The 14,383-nt window shown below is 68.5% G+C and carries 15 protein-coding genes; 2 read left to right on the top strand and 13 right to left on the bottom strand.

All coding sequences use genetic code 11. From position 1 onward, the window contains the following. Window positions 1–84 precede the first annotated feature (84 nt). Window positions 85–753 (top strand): SIMPL domain-containing protein, encoded by a 669-nt coding sequence (locus tag RAC69_RS00345; RefSeq protein ID WP_375084373.1) that lies wholly within the window; start codon window positions 85–87, stop codon window positions 751–753. Window positions 754–778: 25 nt separating this feature from the next. Here the strand turns inward: RAC69_RS00345 and hflX are convergent, their stop codons facing one another. After that, window positions 779–2,290: a GTPase HflX gene (hflX, locus tag RAC69_RS00340; RefSeq protein WP_375084372.1), complete on the bottom strand. Its 1,512-nt coding sequence runs from the start codon at window positions 2,288–2,290 to the stop codon at window positions 779–781. Window positions 2,291–2,358: 68 nt separating this feature from the next. Between hflX and RAC69_RS00335 the strand changes: the two genes are divergently transcribed. Then, window positions 2,359–3,012, top strand: a complete 654-nt coding sequence (locus tag RAC69_RS00335; RefSeq protein ID WP_375084371.1) for a class I SAM-dependent methyltransferase — start codon at window positions 2,359–2,361, stop codon at window positions 3,010–3,012. 21 nt (window positions 3,013–3,033) lie between these two features. On the opposite strand, the gene dapF is transcribed toward RAC69_RS00335, so the two are convergent. The 12 genes from dapF to RAC69_RS00275 form a co-directional block, all read right to left on the bottom strand. Then, window positions 3,034–3,906, bottom strand: a complete 873-nt coding sequence (gene dapF / locus RAC69_RS00330; RefSeq protein ID WP_375084370.1) for a diaminopimelate epimerase — start codon at window positions 3,904–3,906, stop codon at window positions 3,034–3,036. Between the two features lie 22 nt (window positions 3,907–3,928). Continuing rightward, the gene (locus RAC69_RS00325) at window positions 3,929–4,387 is read right to left on the bottom strand and encodes a GNAT family acetyltransferase (protein WP_375084369.1); all 459 of its coding nucleotides are present in this window, start codon (window positions 4,385–4,387) and stop codon (window positions 3,929–3,931) included. 25 nt (window positions 4,388–4,412) lie between these two features. Continuing rightward, on the bottom strand, window positions 4,413–4,940 hold the full coding sequence (locus RAC69_RS00320) for a dihydrofolate reductase family protein (RefSeq protein ID WP_375084368.1): 528 nt from the start codon (window positions 4,938–4,940) through the stop codon (window positions 4,413–4,415). A 79-nt stretch (window positions 4,941–5,019) separates the two neighbouring features. After that, entirely contained in the window at window positions 5,020–5,958 is a 939-nt protein-coding gene (miaA, locus tag RAC69_RS00315) for a tRNA (adenosine(37)-N6)-dimethylallyltransferase MiaA (protein WP_375084367.1), read from the bottom strand. After that, window positions 5,955–7,502: a tRNA (N6-isopentenyl adenosine(37)-C2)-methylthiotransferase MiaB gene (gene miaB, locus RAC69_RS00310; RefSeq protein ID WP_375084366.1), complete on the bottom strand. Its 1,548-nt coding sequence runs from the start codon at window positions 7,500–7,502 to the stop codon at window positions 5,955–5,957. The genes miaA and miaB overlap by 4 nt, the downstream gene beginning before the upstream one ends. Before the next feature lie 88 nt (window positions 7,503–7,590). Beyond that, window positions 7,591–8,541 carry a regulatory protein RecX gene (locus RAC69_RS00305; protein WP_375084365.1) on the bottom strand — a complete coding sequence of 317 codons (951 nt, stop codon included), beginning with the start codon at window positions 8,539–8,541 and terminating at the stop codon, window positions 7,591–7,593. 60 nt (window positions 8,542–8,601) lie between these two features. Next, complete coding sequence (gene recA, locus RAC69_RS00300) at window positions 8,602–9,648, bottom strand: recombinase RecA (protein ID WP_096715854.1); 1,047 nt, start codon at window positions 9,646–9,648, stop codon at window positions 8,602–8,604. A gap of 271 nt (window positions 9,649–9,919) precedes the next feature. Then, on the bottom strand, window positions 9,920–10,144 hold the full coding sequence (locus RAC69_RS00295; RefSeq protein ID WP_341934743.1) for a DUF3046 domain-containing protein: 225 nt from the start codon (window positions 10,142–10,144) through the stop codon (window positions 9,920–9,922). A 20-nt stretch (window positions 10,145–10,164) separates the two neighbouring features. Then, the gene (locus RAC69_RS00290) at window positions 10,165–10,473 is read right to left on the bottom strand and encodes a helix-turn-helix domain-containing protein (protein ID WP_144877397.1); all 309 of its coding nucleotides are present in this window, start codon (window positions 10,471–10,473) and stop codon (window positions 10,165–10,167) included. A 141-nt stretch (window positions 10,474–10,614) separates the two neighbouring features. After that, a complete protein-coding gene (locus RAC69_RS00285) occupies window positions 10,615–11,094 on the bottom strand; it encodes a CinA family protein (protein WP_375084364.1) in 480 nt (159 codons plus the stop codon). Continuing rightward, the gene (gene pgsA / locus RAC69_RS00280; protein WP_375084363.1) at window positions 11,091–11,666 is read right to left on the bottom strand and encodes a CDP-diacylglycerol--glycerol-3-phosphate 3-phosphatidyltransferase; all 576 of its coding nucleotides are present in this window, start codon (window positions 11,664–11,666) and stop codon (window positions 11,091–11,093) included. The genes RAC69_RS00285 and pgsA overlap by 4 nt, the downstream gene beginning before the upstream one ends. Then, window positions 11,666–14,377 carry a DNA translocase FtsK gene (locus RAC69_RS00275; RefSeq protein WP_375084362.1) on the bottom strand — a complete coding sequence of 904 codons (2,712 nt, stop codon included), beginning with the start codon at window positions 14,375–14,377 and terminating at the stop codon, window positions 11,666–11,668. Before RAC69_RS00275 ends, pgsA begins: the two co-directional genes overlap by 1 nt. Between the last annotated feature and the right edge of the window lie 6 nt (window positions 14,378–14,383).

Genomic DNA, 14,383 nt, shown 5'->3' with positions numbered 1-14,383 from the left:
AGTCCCCGAGCATCACAGACTACAACGTCGAAGCGGTCTCTGCCATTCCGTCCCCCTCCGAACTCCTGGCGTAGAGTCGCGGTCATGAGCGAAGTCACCATCACGGTCCGCGGAGAACACGAGACGCGCATCGCACCTGAACGGGCGACCATCCAGGTCAGCGTGCGCGCGGACGGCCCGGATCGCGCAGCCGTCGTCGACCGGGTGACGCGGCTCACCGAGCCCGTGCGCGACTCGATCACGAGCAGGGCGGATACCGGAGCGGTGGTCGACTGGACGAGCAAGCGACTCTCCGTGCGGGCCGAGCGCCCCTGGAACACCGAGGGCAAGCGCCTCGCTCCCGTGTACTACGCGAGCATCGACCTCACCGCCACGTTCGCCGAGGCGCCTGACCTGTCGGAATGGGTCTCCGAGGTCTCGCCCTGGGACGGTGTCGAGCTCGGCTGGGTGGACTGGCACCTCACGCCCGCGACCCGCGCAGAGACCGAGCGGACCGTGGCCGCCGAGGCCGTCAGCGTCGCTGTGACGCGCGCGGAGGCCTACGCAGGCGCACTGGGGCTGGTCGAGGTCACACCCCGTGAGATCGCCGACGTCGGCCTCATCTCGAGCGGGCAGCCATCGCCGATGCCCCCGGTGATCATGAAGGCGTCCAGAGGCGCCGCCTACGCGGCCGACGCGACGCCGGCGATGGAGTACGAGCCCGAGGACATCGTCATCTCGGCGACGGTCGAGGCGCGCTTCCTCGCCCGCTGACCCTCTGCCCTGGCCTGCCTGACCGTCAGGCGTCGACCGCGAAGGGCTCCAGGTCGGCGGCGAGCCGCTCCGACACCCGCGCGTGCACGAGGGTCCCGTCTTCCCGGTGGTCCACAGACAGGAGCATGCCCGTCTCGTGGATCGCCGCGACGAGGTCACCGCGATCGTACGGGACGACCGCGTGCACCTCGACTGCGGGCTTCGGCAGAGCCTCCTCGATCGCCGCGCGCAGTTCGTCGATGCCCTCGCCCGACCGCGACGACACGAAGTGCGCCTTCGGCTCGAGGCCCCGCAGCACAAGGCGCTCGTCCGGTGCGATGAGGTCGGCCTTGTTGAAGACGACCAGCTCGGGCAGGTCCCTGACCCCGACATCGCCCATCACATCGCGAACGGTCTGCAGCTGACCCGCCGGATCGGGGTGCGAACCGTCGACCACATGCAGCACGACGTCGGCGTCGCCCACCTCCTCCAGCGTCGACCGGAAGGCCTCGACCAGCTGGTGCGGCAGGTTGCGCACGAACCCCACGGTGTCGGTCAGCGTGTACACGCGGCCGTCGGACGTCTCGGATCGACGCACGGTCGCGTCGAGAGTCGCGAACAGCGCGTTCTCGACGAGCACGCCCGCGCTCGTGAGCGCATTGAGGAGGCTCGACTTGCCGGCGTTCGTGTACCCGGCGATCGCGACGGAAGGGATCGTGTTGCGCTTGCGCTCGGCGCGCTTCGCCTCGCGAGCGGGACCGAAGTCGCGGATCTGCCGGCGCAGCAGCGCCATCTTGGTGCGGATCCGGCGACGGTCGAGCTCGATCTTCGTCTCACCCGGTCCGCGGGAGCCCATGCCCGCGCCGCCGGCGCCGACCTGGCCACCGGCCTGACGGCTCATGGACTCACCCCACCCACGAAGACGCGGCAGGAGGTACTCGAGTTGAGCGAGCTCGACCTGCGCCTTGCCCTCGCGGCTCTTCGCGTGCTGGCTGAAGATGTCGAGGATGACGGTCGTGCGGTCGATGACCTTGACCTTCACCACGTCCTCGAGCGCGCGACGCTGGCTGGGCGCCAGCTCGGTGTCGGCGATCACGGTGTCGGCGCCGACCGCCGCGACGATGTCCTTGAGCTCCTGCGCCTTGCCGCGCCCGAGATAGGTGGCGGCGTCGGGATGCGGTCGACGCTGCAGCACTCCGTCGAGAACGACGGCGCCGGCCGTCTCGGCGAGGGCGGCGAGTTCACGCAGCGAGTTCTCGGCATCGTCCTGCGCACCCTGCGGGTACACGCCGGCGAGGACGACGTTCTCGAGCCGCAGTTGCCGGTACTCGACCTCGGTGACGTCCTCGAGCTCCGTGGAGAGCCCCGCGACGCGACGGAGCGCGTGACGATCCTCGAGGTCCCACTGCTCCCCGTCCGATGTCGCGTGCGCCGCCGTCTCGCGGTCCTGCAGCGCCTGCGCTGCGCCGAAGACTCGCGGCTCGGTGCGCCGTTCGGCGTTCGAGAGCACGCGGTCGAGCGCGTCGTCGCCGGTCGAGTGTGTCGTGGTATCCGTCATCCGTCCCTGTTCTCTGGGTTTGGTTGCGAGCCTTAACCTTAGCCCGCGCTGTCCGCTACGCTCACGGTATGGGGTCCGACCATTACTTCACTGCGGCCCCGGCGAGTCCTGAGAACCTGCGCACGATCCGTGTATCGCTCGCAGGCCGCGAGCTGGACGTCACCACAGCGGGTGGCGTCTTCAGCCCGGATCGGCTGGACGCCGGAACTGCGGTCCTGCTCGCGAATACGCCTCCTGTGCCGCCGGGAGGCCATCTTCTCGACCTCGGCAGCGGGTGGGGTCCGATCTCCCTGTCGATGGCGCTCGCCTCGCCGCACGCGACCGTCTGGGCGGTCGACGTCAACGAGCGTGCTCTCGACCTGGTCCGCCGCAACGCGGCGTCTCTCGGCCTCACCAATGTCAACGCCCGTCGCCCTGAAGATGTTCCCGGCGACGTGATGTTCCGCTCCATCCGCTCGAACCCGCCGATCCGCGTCGGGAAGAACGAGTTGCACGGCCTGCTGGAGAAGTGGATCCCACGCCTCGACGAACGCAGCGACGCCTGGCTCGTGGTGCAGCGCAATCTCGGCGCGGACTCGCTCCAGCGCTGGATCGGCGCGACCTTCCACCCCGGCTTCAGCGTCTACCGCACCGCCACGGCCAAGGGATACCGGGTGCTCAAGGTGCGCAAGCACGGCACCCCGCCCACCGAGCCCATCACGGTGCCCCTCGACGACGACTGACACGCCGGCGAGCAGGGCGGGTCAGACCAGCTCGACCTCGCCGCTGAACACGAGCTGTGCCGGTCCGGAGAGGCCGACGTGCTCTCCGTCTTCCGCGGGGAACATCCGCACGCCCAGCACGCCGCCCGGGACCTCGACCCGCCAGTGATCCGGCGCGTGCGCGCCCGCCCAGTGGCGGACCGCCAATGCCGTCGCCGCGACTCCCGTGCCGCAGCTCAGCGTCTCCCCGACGCCTCGCTCGGACACGCGCATGCGCACATGCCCGATCCCGTCCCGCACGAGCGGCTCGGCGGGGACGACGAACTCGACGTTCGCGCCGTGCGGCGGTGCGGGGTCGAGCTCCGGCGCGCGGTGCAGTTCGAGGGAGGCGAGCTCGGCGTCTTCGGCGAGAGCGACGACGACGTGCGGGTTGCCGACGTCGATGCCGAGTCCCGGACGCGTGACCGCCAGGCCGTCGGCCTTCACGAGCGGGTCGCCGCCCGAGAGTCGCCATGCGCCGAGGTCGACCTGGTATCCGGTGTCACTGCGGGTGATGTCGCGGACCCCTGCGCGGGTGCCGATCGGAAGGGTCGATCCGGGTTCCAGCGTCGCGAGGCCCGACCGCAGCAGGTAGTGGGCGAAGACGCGGATGCCGTTCCCGCACATCTCCGCGAGCGATCCGTCGGCGTTCCGATAGTCCATGAACCACTCGGCGGCGGGCTCCTCGTCGAGGGAGGCACGTCCCTCCGGGATCGCCGCTGAACGCACGACGCGGAGAATGCCGTCTGCGCCGATTCCGAAGTGACGGTCGCAGAGCGCAGCGACCTGCTCCGCGCTCAGCTCGAGCGTGCCGTCGGGGTCGGCGATGATGACGAAGTCGTTGCCCGTGCCGTGCCCCTTGGTGAATGCGACCATGCCTCCAGTCTAGGGATCGCGGCTATGCGTCGACGATCAGCCGCTTGCCGGTGTTGCTCACCGAGAAGCGCTCGTATCCGAGGCTGTCGTAGAAGGCCAGCACCGATTCGTTGCCCTCGCGGACCATGAGCTGGATCTTCGGGCACCCCATGGCGAGGAGCAACCGCTCGGCCTCCGTGACGACGGCGCGGGCGACACCGCGCCCCCGATGGCTCACAGCGGTCGCGAGGTAGTACAGCCAGCCGCGGTGTCCGTCGTACCCCGCCATCACCGTACCGACGATGCGCGGTGTGATGCCGTCGGTGCCGTCGCTGTCGTCGCTGTCGTCGACGGCGACGAGGAAGAGCTCGGGCTGCACCTGGAGCTTCCGTTGAATGTCTCGGCGCGGATCGTTCCAGGGCCTGGTGAGACCGGCTTCCTCCCAGAGTGCGATGACCGCTTCCGTGTCACGATCGTCGAATGCGCGGATGCTCCAGGCCATCCTCCGAGTCTAGGATCGCGCGGTCTCAGTCCTTGACCACGCGGTAGCGACCACACAGGAAGGCGCGGTTGCGGGCGACCTCCCGCAGCTCGAGGGTGAGCGCACGGGGAAGCAGTGGAGCGCCCGAGCCGAGGGTCACCGGGGCGTACTGCACCCACACCTCGTCGAGGAGCCCGGCGTCGGCGAACTGCCCCGCGAGGTCTCCCCCGCCGACCACCCAGACGTCCTTCCCGCCGGCGGCCTCGACCATCTCCGCGTGCGCGGCCGCGACGTCACCCTGAGCGAAGCGGATGTCGCCCTGCTCCGGGCGGTCGAGGTCGCGGTGCGTGAACACCCACGTCGGCTGTGCGTACCCCCACGTGCCCTGCTCATGTCGCATCACCCATTCATACGTCGACGCACCCATCGCGAGGGCACCCATCCCCCGCTCGAACTCCTGGTACGCCATCGGGCCGTCCTGGTCGATGTCCTGCGAGAGCAGCCAGTCGAGGGAGTGATCGTCTGTCGCGATGAAGCCGTCGAGGCTCGACGCGGTGTAGAAGTGGGTGGTCATGCCGCCAGGTTCCCACCGACCTCCGACATTCGCGGCGCACACCGCGCCTGCTGCACGGGCGCCGCTCGGTGAGCTCGACTCACCTCGAGAGGAGTGATCCCGCGTCGATGGGCGCGTCGTGCCATTCGAGATCGGCGTACCGCTTGAACCAGGAGACCTGTCGACGCGCGTATCGACGCGTGAGCGCCTGCGTCTGCTCGATCGCCTCGCGTTCGGAGAGCTGCCCGTCGAGTTGCGCGAGGGCTTGGGCATACCCGATGGCTCGGCGAGCGGTCGCGCCGCGCTCCAGCCCACGGGAGCGGAGGCCGGCGACCTCCTCGACGAGACCCGCCCGCCACATCCGCTCCACGCGCTCGTCGAGACGCTCGACCAGGTGCGACCTGTCGACGTGCAGGCCGACGATTCGGGTGTCGGGGTGCCAGAGCGCAGGCTCCGACGGGAGTGCGGCCCCGTGGGTCGCGCTCCCCTGCTCGAGCACTTCGAGGGCTCGCATCACTCGTCGCGCGTTCTTGGCGTCGATGCGATCCGCCGTGGCGGGGTCGAGTCGCCTCAGCCGGGCGAGCAGCGCGTCGAGACCGCTGTCGTCGAGTTCTCGTTGGAGTCGATCGCGGACAGCGGTGTCGCGTGGCGGGAACGCGAAGTCGAAGACCACGCTGGAGACGTACAGACCGGATCCGCCGACGAGGATCGCGTCGCCTCCACGGGAGTGGATGTCAGCCGCCGCGGCGCGTGCGAGCGGCTGGTACCAGGCCACGGCCGCTTCCTCGTCGACATCGCGCACGTCGAGCAGGTGGTGCGGGATGCCGCGACGCTCGTCGACCGTCAGCTTCGCCGTGCCGATGTCCATGCCCCGGTAGAGCTGCATCGCATCGGCGTTGATGATCTCCGCGCGGTTGCCTCGCGCACGCAGGGTTTCGGCGAGGTCGAGGGCGAGATCGCTCTTGCCCGTCCCCGTCGCACCGACGACGACCCACAGCTTCGGAGTGCCCGACGCCGAGGCGACGCTGTCTGCGGTCACACGCCGACGCGAAGCGTGGGGAGGCCGAGCGACACCGCTCGTGCTCCGCCGGAGGACGCCGGAGCGGGCACCGCACACGACTCCGCCTGGGCGCGGTCCCAGGCGTCGCCACCGCGGGTTCGGCGGATGCGCAGGGGCGCTCCCGTCGGATCGTCGGCGAGCAGGTGGAACGGCGCCGCGTGGCTGATGGTCACCGTCGCGACGTCGCCGGGGCGCGGAAGGTCGGAGCCGGGGGTGACCTCGAAGTGCACGAGTCGGTTGTCCTGCGCTCGTCCGGTGAGGCGGTGCGTCTCGGCATCCTTCTTGCCCTCGCCTGTCGAGACCAGCACCTCGACCTCGCGACCGACCTGCTTCTGATTCTCCTCGAGGGAGATGCGCTCCTGCAGGGCGATGAGACGGTTGTAACGCTCCTGCACGATTGCCTTGGGCACCTGATCCGCCATCGTGGCCGCCGGAGTGCCCTCTCGGATGGAGTACTGGAAGGTGAAGGCGCTGGCGAAGCGCGACTGCTCGACGACCCGCATGGTGTCTTCGAAGTCCTCGTCGGTCTCGCCGGGGAATCCGACGATGATGTCGGTCGTGATCGCGGCGTGCGGGATCCGGTCGCGAACGCGCTCGAGGATGCCGAGGAACTTCTCACTCCGGTAGGAACGGCGCATGGCCTTGAGGATGCGGTCGCTGCCGGACTGCAGCGGCATGTGCAGCTGAGGCATCACGTTCGGAGTCTCGGCCATGGCGTCGATCACGTCGTCGGTGAACGCCGCGGGGTGCGGGCTGGTGAAGCGGACGCGCTCGAGTCCCTCGATCTCGCCGGTCGCGCGGAGGAGCTTGCCGAAGGCCTGTCGATCACCGAATTCGACACCGTAGGAGTTCACGTTCTGTCCGAGCAGCGTGACCTCGATCGCGCCGTCTTCGACGAGCAGCCGGATTTCGTTCAGGATGTCGCCGGGTCGGCGATCCTTCTCCTTGCCTCGCAGGCTCGGGACGATGCAGAACGTGCAGGTGTTGTTGCAGCCGACGGAGATCGACACCCACCCGCTGTGGGCGGAGTCGCGCTTGGTCGGAAGCGTCGACGGGAAGATCTCGAGCGACTCGAGGATCTCCATCTCCGCCTCGCCGTTGTGACGTGCGCGTTCCAGCAGTCCGGGGAGCGAGCCCATGTTGTGCGTGCCGAAGACCACGTCGACCCATGGCGCCTTGTCGAGCACGGCCTGCTTGTCCATCTGCGCGAGGCACCCGCCGACGGCGATCTGCATGCCGTCCTTGCGCCGCTTGACAGCAGCGAGCTGTCCGAGTGTGCCGTACAGCTTGCCCGCTGCGTTGTCGCGCACCGCGCAGGTGTTGATGATGACGACGTCGGCTTCGTCGCCGACATCCGCCCGGATGTAACCGGCGCTCTCGAGCGACCCGGAGAGACGCTCGGAGTCGTGCACGTTCATCTGACAGCCGAAGGTGCGCACCTCGTAGGAACGCTGTCTGCCGTCGTGGTCGATCGCCGCCGACGACGAGGAGATGATCGTCGGCTCGCTGCGCGGGATACTCATGATGATTCCATTCTACGAGCGTGTCGACGGGACACCGGCTGTGCTCGACGGAGCGCGAGCGGGCAGCGAGGATCCGATCGTCGTGGAATCAGTCCGAGTCGACGAAGCGCACTCCGCTCGACCCGCGGCCGGACGCTTCCGCCAGCGCGGTCTTCGCCGCGCTCATGGCGACTCCGCCGTTGTAGCCGCGGCGCGCGAGCTGCCCCACAAGACGGCGGAGCGCCGTGTCGGGATCGAGCCGGGCCAGCGACGTCGCCTTGGTCCGGGCGAACTCGAGGGCACGCTCGGCGTCGTCATCCGGCAGTTCTTCGAGAGCGGCGTCGATGACCTCGCGCGGGATTCCTCGCTGAGCGAGCGCACGAGTGAGAGCGACGCGCCCCTGCCCCTTGCGCTGCACTCCCCCGGTGACGAGTTGCTCGGCGAGCACGGCATCGTCGAGATAGCCGCGCCGCTCGAACTCCGCGACCACATCGTCGACCTGGTGCGCATCGAGACGGCGACCGTCGTTCTCGTAGCCTCGCAGCACGAGACGCGCTTCGGAGACCGACAGCGAGCGCGAGCGGAGCTTGCGCACGAGGAGCTCCTCCGCTGCCGCACGGATCTCCTCATCGCTGTGCGGAGACCGCGCGCCCGTTCCCGCCTCTCCGAATGCATCGCTCGAAGAATCGGGCACAGCGTTGAGCGGACGCAGACGGGGACCTCGTCCTGCCGCACCCCGCGCAGGATGGCGTTCGCTCGGGGAACCGTCCGACGCCTCTTCCGCCATCGATCCGCTGAGGTCGTCGCCGTTCCAGGTCGACCGCCAGAGTCCCGCATCGCCGGTGCGTCGCGGGACGACCACTTCGGCTGCGCGACGGGCTTTGTCCGAGACGCCGTCTCCCGTCGTATGCGAGCGCGACCCGTGCGAGCGCGACCCGTGCTCGTCCAGGCGCGGAATCCGATCCCCCGCGTCGTCGGATTCGGATGCCCCGCGCCGCCTGCCGAACAGCGGCGTCACGGGAGCGAGCCGCTCGGACTCGCCCCCATGATGATCACTCATCGCACGCTCCGGTCATAGGAGCAGTCGTTCCCCGACCGTCGAACTGCCTGCGCATGGCTTCTACGCGGGACGACGCTCGGCGAGCTCGTCACCGGGAGCAGCAGCAGCCGGCCCGCCGATCCCGAGCTTCTGCTTGATCTGCGTCTCGATCGTGAGAGCGATGTCGGGATTCTTGATCAGGAACGTGCGGGCGTTCTCCTTGCCCTGTCCGAGCTGATCTCCGTCGTAGGTGTACCAGGACCCCGACTTCTTCACGATGCCGTGGTCGACGCCGAAATCGATGAGGCTGCCCTCGCGGGAGATGCCGACGCCGTAGAGGATGTCGAACTCCGCCTGCTTGAACGGAGGAGCCATCTTGTTCTTGACGACCTTGACCCTGGTGCGGTTTCCGACAGCGTCGGTGCCGTCCTTGAGGGTCTCGATGCGACGGATGTCCATGCGCACCGACGCGTAGAACTTGAGCGCCTTTCCACCGGCCGTGGTCTCCGGCGATCCGAAGAACACACCGATCTTCTCGCGCAGCTGGTTGATGAAGATCATCGTCGTGTTGGTCTGGTTGAGACCACCGGTCAGCTTGCGGAGCGCCTGCGACATCAGGCGAGCCTGAAGGCCGACGTGCGAGTCTCCCATCTCACCCTCGATCTCAGCACGGGGCACGAGGGCTGCGACGGAGTCGATCACGATCAGGTCGATCGCGCCGGAGCGCACGAGCATGTCGGCGATCTCGAGCGCCTGCTCACCCGTGTCGGGCTGCGAGACGAGGAGCGCGTCGATGTCGACGCCGAGCTTGGCGGCGTAGTCGGGGTCGAGCGCATGCTCCGCGTCGATGAACGCTGCGATGCCGCCGGAGCGCTGGGCGTTGGCGATCGCGTGCAACGTGAGCGTGGTCTTACCCGATGACTCGGGTCCGTAGATCTCCACGATGCGGCCACGCGGGAGCCCGCCGACGCCGAGAGCGACGTCGAGAGCGATCGAACCGGTCGGGATCACGGCGACGGGGGCGCGCTCATCGCTGCCCAGCCGCATGACCGAGCCCTTTCCGAACTGGCGGTCGATCTGAGCGAGTGCGGTCTCGAGGGACTTCTCGCGGTCTGCGGGTGATGGCATGACGTGCTCCTTATGCTCGCGTGGTGCCGCCTGTAGGCTGTCGCGGTCGTCCCGGGATCGGGACGAACTCTCCGACAAGGCGTATGGCTCTTCGGCCTGTTATCACCGTACGAGGGGCCACCGACATTGCATCGCGTGAGCCCAATGAACGGGGAGAACGTGGCCTCCGAACCACTTGTGCAGAACGTTACGCCTGTTTCGAACACATCTTCGACGACACGCCGAGGAAGACGTCGCGGATCTCGAAGCCGCTCCGCTCCGCCGTCGCGGCTCAGCGCTTGCGAGGCTCGAGCCGCCCGGCGCCGTGGCGGCGCTCGAGAGGCACATCCGTCTCAGCACACAGCGCGAGCCAGATGTCGCGCGGAGGAATCCCCGCGTCCAGGGCACCCTCGGCCGTACGACCGGACAATCCTGTGAGCACCAGGTCGCTCACCAGGGACGACGCACGCCCACCGAATTCGGCCTCCACAGCGCGGAGGAACTCACTACGACGCATGAAGAGTCGGGGACTCGATGTCAGTGGAGCGAGAGTTCGGGCTCGACAGCAGCCACGAGGTCGTCGGGGACGACGTCGGGGAACACCTGGATGCCCTCGAGAACCGAGATGCGGTCACCGACCTCGCGCATGATCGTCGAGATCGGGACGTCGAGCGCATCGGCCACCGACGCGAGGATCTCGCTCGAGGCCTCTTTCTGTCCACGCTCGACCTCACTGAGGTATCCGAGGGCGACAGACGCCTTGCTCGCGACCTGGCGGAGCGTCCGCCCCTTCTGAAGACGGAAGTCCCTCAGAACATCGCCGATTTCCTGCCGTACGAGAATCATCGGAACCTCCTCCCAGATCGCCTACTCGAGGTCTCCCCCGATGGAATCGTCAGTCTAGTCGTATCGACTGTCACAAAATCTACCCTTGCACGCTGTGCTTTCGGTGTGAGCACATTTACGACAACCGGCACGTCCCGTTCGCTATTCCCGTGTCATCCGACGGAGCAGCGAGAGCACGGCGTCCACCGAAGCGGCGCGGATCCTCACGCGGTCGCCGTCGAATCGGAACGATTCGCTCGCGGAGCTCTCCGGAGTCACGACCGCGACATGCACGGTGCCCACGGGCTGACCGTCGGGCGAGTCCGGGCCGGCGATGCCGGTCGTCGCGATCCCGACGTCGGCCGGTCGTCCGACACCGACGGCGCGGCGCACTCCGTCAGCCATCTGCAGCGCCACGCGCGGGTGAACGGGCCCCTGCTCCGACAGGAGCGCCTCGTCGACCCCGAGCAACGAGTGCTTGACCGGAGTCGCGTAAGCCACGACGGCACCCCAGAGCGCTGCCGAGGCGCCGGGGACGCTGACGAGCTCCGCGGCGACGGCGCCGCCCGTCAACGACTCGGCCACGCCCAGCGTCCATCCGCGGGCCGAGAGGGCCTCGACGACGTCGGAGGCGATCGTCACGCCAACCGCCTGGATCCTCTGACCTGGGCGACGATGTAGTCGATCCCGCTCGCCACCGTGAGGATCAGGACGATGATCATGAGCACAGCCGTCACGAGCACCCACGGCCACAGGCCGATCACCACGTGCAAGGGCAGCAGCGCCCATCCGAGAGCGACACCCTGCACGGCGGTCTTGAGCTTGCCCATCCACGCCGCGGCGACCACGTGCTCCTTCGCGACGATCAAGCGGTGGATGGTGATCCCCCACTCGCGCACGAGGATCACGACGACGACCCACCAGTTGAGTTCGGCGAGGATGGCGAGGCCGATGAAACCGGCCCCGGTGAGGAGCTTGTCGGCGATGGGATCCCAGAGCTTGCCGAAATCGCTGACGATGTCGTAGCGCCGGGCGAGGTAGCCGTCGACCCAGTCGGTGGAGATGGCCACGATGAAGAGGACCGCGGCGATCCAGCGAACGGCCAGATCGGTCAGGCCGTAGGTGCCGCCGAGCAGGAGCAGGACGAAGAAGACGACCGCGAGGGGGATGCGTGCGACCGTGATCGCGTTGGGCAGCTGCCGGGGTATCGCCATCAGTCGCGCCCCGTCAGTCCCCAGGCGTCTTCATCGCCATCGGCCTCGACCTCGGGCAGGCCTTCGAACTGCGCCTCGACCGGGTCGCGCGGGGCAGCGGCTCCCGCAGCGGCCGGCGCTGCGGGGGTGGCACCGGCAGGGGCCGGCACGTCCTCACCGCGGAGCTTCGCCATGACCTGCGGGAGCTGCTCCGGGGTCGCGAGGACGTCGCGGGCCTTCGATCCCTCGGACGGGCCGACGATCTCCCGCGACTCGAGCAGATCCATCAGGCGGCCCGCCTTGGCGAAGCCGACGCGCAGCTTGCGCTGCAGCATCGACGTGGAGCCGAACTGCGACGACACGATGAGCTCGGCCGCGGCGAGGAGGAGTTCGAGGTCGTCTCCGATGTCCTCGTCGACCTCCTTCTTCTTGCTCGGCTCCATGGCCTCCTGCACGTCCGGCCGGTACTCGGGACGAGCCTGACGCGTGACGTGCTTGACGACCGCGTCGATCTCCTTCTCGTCGACCCACGCACCCTGCAGACGGAAGGGCTTGGACGACCCCATGGGCGAGAACAGGGCGTCACCCTGACCGATGAGCTTGTCGGCACCGGGGCTGTCGAGGATCACACGGCTGTCGGTGACGCTGGTGACGGCGAAGGCGAGACGCGATGGGACGTTGGCCTTGATCAGACCCGTCACGACGTCGACGCTTGGGCGCTGCGTGGCGAGGACCAGGTGGATGCCGGACGCACGGGCGAGCTGCGTGATGCGGACGATCGAGTCCTCGACGTCGCGTGGAGCAACCATCATGAGGTCGGCGAGCTCGTCGACGACCACCAGCAGATACGGGTACGGCTTGAGCACGCGCTCGCTGCCGACGGGCACCTCGACCTCGCCGGCCCGGACGGCCCTGTTGAAGTCGTCGATGTGGCGGAACCCGAACGACGCGAGGTCGTCGTACCGCATGTCCATCTCCTTCACGACCCACTGCAGAGCCTCGGCGGCCTTCTTCGGGTTCGTGATGATCGGCGTGATGAGGTGCGGCACTCCTGCGTAGCTGGTGAGCTCGACGCGCTTCGGGTCGATCAGGACCATCCGCACGTCCGAGGGACGTGCGCGCATGAGCAGGCTCGTGATCATCGAGTTCACGAAGCTGGACTTACCGGAACCCGTCGAACCGGCGACGAGGAGGTGCGGCATCTTCGCGAGGTTCGCGACCACGAAGTTGCCGCCGACGTCTTTGCCCACGCCGATGGTCAGCGGGTGCGTGCTCTTGTGCGCCGCCTGCGAGCGGAGCACGTCTCCCAGCGCGACCGTCTCGCGGTCGGTGTTGGGGATCTCGATGCCGATGGCGCTCTTGCCGGGGATCGGCGAAAGGATGCGCACGTCGTTGGATGCCACGGCATACGCGAAGTTGTTGCTCAGCTGCAGGATCTTCTCGACCTTGACGCCGTGCCCCACCTCGACCTCGTACTGGGTGACCGTCGGACCGCGGGAAAACCCCGTGACCTTCGCATCCACGTTGAACTGCGACAGCACGCTGGTGATCTGCTCGACGATGCGGTCGTTCGCCTCCGAGCGGGCCACCGAGGGCGGGCCCTCCGCCAGCACGCCGGGCGACGGGAGGATGTACGGCGCGACCGGAGCCTGAGGGCCGCCGTCGCCGGGGCCGTCGGTGCCGAAGCCGTCGAGCCCCGGGAGCTCGGGCATCTCGCCCGTGTCCGACTCGTCGTCGAGGAGCGCCGTGGTCTGCTGCTCCGCGAGCGCGTCGGTCACCGAGCGCACGTCGGACAGGACCTCCGTCGCCGCGTCGTACGGGTTGGCGACCGTGACGGCCTGGTCGTAGGCGGGCGTAGCCTCCTGGGTCCCGAGGAGCGCCGTGATGTCGTCGGAGCCGAGCGTCCCCTCGTCGGGATCCTCCTCGCGACCGGTCTTGTTGCGCCGCCACCAGGGCAGCACGTCGGGGTCGTCGACCTTGTCCGCGTCATCGATCGCCGCGGCATCCTTTGCCGGCTTCTCGGTGCGCTCGGCGTCGAACATCCACGCGTAGAGGTCGCCGAGGCGCTGGCCGATGCGGTTCGGCGGCGTCTTCGTGAGGATCAGGATACTGAGCACCACCAGCAGCGACAGCACGAGATACGCCGGGATGTCCGTCAGATACGTCAGGGGCTGCCCGATCAGCCATCCGAGCAGGCCGCCGGACTCGCTGAGGGCCGGCATGCCCTGGTTCGGATGCGGTCGCGGACCCGCCACGTGGAAGATGCCCGACAGCGCGAGCACGAACATCCCGAAGCCGATTCCGATGCGTCCGTTGTCGTGGACGGACGAGGGATGACGGAAGAGCCAACCGGCCAGCAGCAGGAGCAGGACCGGCATGATGAACGCGACCCGCCCCACGAAGAGGCCGACGGAGTACGCGCTGATATTCGCGGCGACCTCGCTGCCGATGAAGAACCACTCGTTCACCGCGCCGGCGATCGCCAGCAGCACCAGGAGGAACGGAAAGCCGTCGCGACGGTCGTCCTTCTCGAGCGTCTCGGGACCGAAGGCACGGAAGAGGCCACCCACGCCGTGGGCGAGACCGCCCCACGCGCGGACGATCACCGGGGGCTTGTCGACATCGTCGATGTACTTCTTCGGCGCAGCCTGGGCCTTCGGAGCCGCCTGCCTCTTGGGGCGAGGCGGGGCGCTCTCGGACGCGCGCGCTGACTTCGTGGTGCTCCTGGCCATGCTCTC

This window comes from Microbacterium sp. LS_15 (assembly GCF_041954735.1).
Lineage (GTDB): Bacteria > Actinomycetota > Actinomycetes > Actinomycetales > Microbacteriaceae > Microbacterium.
This window is presented reverse-complemented; position numbering and strand designations above follow the sequence as displayed.